Source organism: Longimicrobium sp., assembly GCF_036280135.1.
Lineage (GTDB): Bacteria > Gemmatimonadota > Gemmatimonadetes > Longimicrobiales > Longimicrobiaceae > Longimicrobium.
The window spans coordinates 1-2,737 of sequence record NZ_DASURI010000376.1 but is presented as its reverse complement, the minus strand read 5'-3'; the positions used below and the strand labels follow the sequence as shown (position 1 = coordinate 2,737).

Here is a 2,737-nt window from a genome sequence, read left to right as displayed (position 1 = left end):
AGTTATGTGCGGATCGAGCCACAGAAAGATTTTCCGTTGGTATACGGACGGGGTCCTCGGGACCTCGTTCACTATTTGGATAAGGCGGTGGCGTTATCTTACATTGAGAGAACCGCCAATGATCGTTGCCGTCTGGACCTTGAGGGATGGAAACGTGTTGACGAGTTGCGTCGAGCACGCACCGTCTCCAACCAGGCATTCGTAGCCATGTGGTTCGATCGGGAGATGCTCACTACTTGGGAAAATGGGCTCAAGCCCGCTCTGGAATTCACGGGTTACCGGGCGGTTCGGTTGGATTTCCAAGAGCACAACGACAAGGTGGACGACCGCATCATCGCGGAGATCCGCCGCAGCGGACTCGTCGTGGCGGACTTCAGCGGCGATCGCAGCAACGTGTATTTCGAAGCGGGGTTCGCGCTGGGGCTGGGAATTCCCGTCATCTGGACCTGTCGCGAGTCCGACGTGGAAAAGCTCCACTTTGATACGCGGCAGTACAACTACATTGCCTGGTCCACGCCGGAGGACCTGAAGGACAAGCTGCAGCTGCGCATCCAGGCCACGATCCCCAACCATCCCGCCGCGCGTGCGCATGGCTGACCTGCCCGAGAACACCCCCGTCTGGGACGACCACGACTGGGCGCACCTGCCCGCGCTGGACGGCGACGTGTCGGCGGACGTGTGCGTGGTGGGGTTGGGCGGGTCGGGGCTCACGGCCGTGGGCGAGCTGCTGCGGCGCGGCGCATCCGTCGTGGGCATCGACGCGGGACACGTGGCCTCCGGCGCGGCGGGGCGCAACGGCGGGTTCCTGCTGGCGGGCACGTACGACTTCTACCACGACGCCGTGCGCCGCCACGGCCACGAACGTGCCCGCCGCATCTACGCCCTCACGATCGACGAGATGCGGCGCATCACCGCCGAGACGCCGGAGGCCGTGCGGCAGACGGGCTCCCTGCGCGTGGCCGACTCGCCGGAGGAACTGGAGGACTGCCGGCTGCAGTACGACGCCCTGCGCGCGGACGGCTTTCCCGTGGAGTGGTACGAGGGCCCGGAGGGGCACGGGCTGCTGATGCCGACGGACTGCGCGTTCAACCCCCTGCTGCGCTGCCGCATCCTGGCGCGGCGCGAGGTGGAGGCCGGCGCGCGGCTGTACGAGCACGCGCCCGCGCTGGAGGTGCGCCCCGGCGAGGTGCGGACGCCGTCGGGGACCGTCCGCTGCGGCAAGGTGATCGTGGCGGTGGACGGCCGGCTGGAGCGGCTGTTCCCGGAGCTGGAGGGCCGCGTGCGCACGGCGCGGCTGCAGATGCTGGCCACGGCGCCCACGGACGAGGTGCGCGTGCCGCGCCCCGTCTACGCCCGCTGGGGCTACGAGTACTGGCAGCAGCTGCCGGACGGCCGCGTGGCCTTGGGCGGCTTTCGCGACCTTGGCGGCGAGGGCGAGTGGACGCACGAGGCCGTCCCCGGTGACGCCATCCAGGCGCGGCTGGACCGGTTCCTCCGCGAGCGCATCGGCGTGCGGGCGCCGGTGACGCACCGCTGGGCCGCGTCCGTGGGCTACACGCAAACGGGGCTGCCCCTGCTGGACGAGGTGCGCCCCGGCGTGTGGGCCGCGGGCGGGTACAGCGGCACGGGCAACGTCATCGGCGCGCTGTGCGGCCGCGCGGCGGCGGAGCGGGCGCTCACGGGCGCGTCGGCGCTGGGCGACGCGTTCGGCCCGGCGGGGGGCAGCGCGTAGCGGAGATGGGCCGGCGGATCCGGCGGAAATGAAAGCGGGGGCGTGCCGGATGGCACGCCTCCGCTTTGCCTGTCCACGGTCCACGATCGCCTTTGTCTGCTCTGGTGACGACGCGGAGAGCGACTCCGTTGACTCTTGTGCCAAGTGGAGCTTAAATTCGATCCAACTGGTATACCCGAGGAGGGTTGATGTCGATCAATGCAGCGCGTGTGGCGGACGTGATGGGCGGCGAGGGAACCCTGGGCCGGTCCATCAGCAGCATCGGGGAGTTGCGCGAGATGGTGGAATTCGGCCTGCCGGTGACGGCGCTGGACGCTGTCGTTCGGCACGTGACGCACGATGATCGCGGCGCGGCCGAGCTGAAGTACCGCATCGTTCCCAAGACGACGCTTCGCCGTCGCCAGCGGCTCGACCCCGAGGAAAGCCAGCGGCTCGAGCGCCTTGCCCGCATGACGGCCCTTGCCGAGGATGTGTGGGAAGATCCAGACTTGGCGCACGAGTTTCTCACCAGCGCACAACCACAGCTCGGCGGCGAACGGCCGGTCGACCTGGCGCGCAGCGATCTCGGCACTCGGCAGGTCGAGATGCTGTTGATGAAGATCGAATACGCCCTCCCGGTATGATCACGGCCTGGCGCATCTGCAAGACAAAGCATCCGCCATTCGACGGTACGGGGGCACGGCTCGTGGGCGCCCGGTGGAACTCCCCCGGGCGCCCGATGATTTATGCCGCGGACAGCTTTGCCGGGGCAATTCTCGAACTCCTGGCCCATGCCGCGCGGCCCCGTACCCTTCCAGGGGCGCACCACGCGTTTCGCATCGACGTTCCTGACGACCTCGTGGAGGTGGCTGACCCCGCGGCCATTCCGGGCTGGGACCGAAAGGAGTCTCCGGTCGCCCTCTCGCTGGGAGATACGTGGCTGCAGCAGCGCCGAAGCGCTGCCCTGGTCGTGCCCGCGATTCCGTCCCGGCCGGTGGGCAGGAACGTGCTCATCAACCCGGAGCA

At 68.7% G+C, this 2,737-nt stretch carries 3 protein-coding genes and 1 pseudogene; all 4 read left to right on the top strand.

The window, feature by feature from the left end:
- A pseudogene (locus VFZ20_RS11820) lies at positions 1-597 on the top strand (hypothetical protein); the annotation flags it as partial.
- A complete protein-coding gene (locus tag VFZ20_RS11815) occupies positions 590-1,732 on the top strand; it encodes an FAD-binding oxidoreductase (RefSeq protein WP_329684083.1) in 1,143 nt (380 codons plus the stop codon). The pseudogene VFZ20_RS11820 and the gene VFZ20_RS11815, both read left to right, overlap by 8 nt.
- 188 nt (positions 1,733-1,920) lie before the next feature.
- The gene (locus VFZ20_RS11810; protein ID WP_329684082.1) at positions 1,921-2,355 is read left to right on the top strand and encodes an antitoxin Xre/MbcA/ParS toxin-binding domain-containing protein; all 435 of its coding nucleotides are present in this window, start codon (positions 1,921-1,923) and stop codon (positions 2,353-2,355) included.
- Positions 2,352-2,737, top strand: a 386-nt coding sequence (locus tag VFZ20_RS11805) for an RES family NAD+ phosphorylase (protein ID WP_329684081.1), incomplete at its 3' end; no start/stop codon positions are given. The genes VFZ20_RS11810 and VFZ20_RS11805, both read left to right, overlap by 4 nt.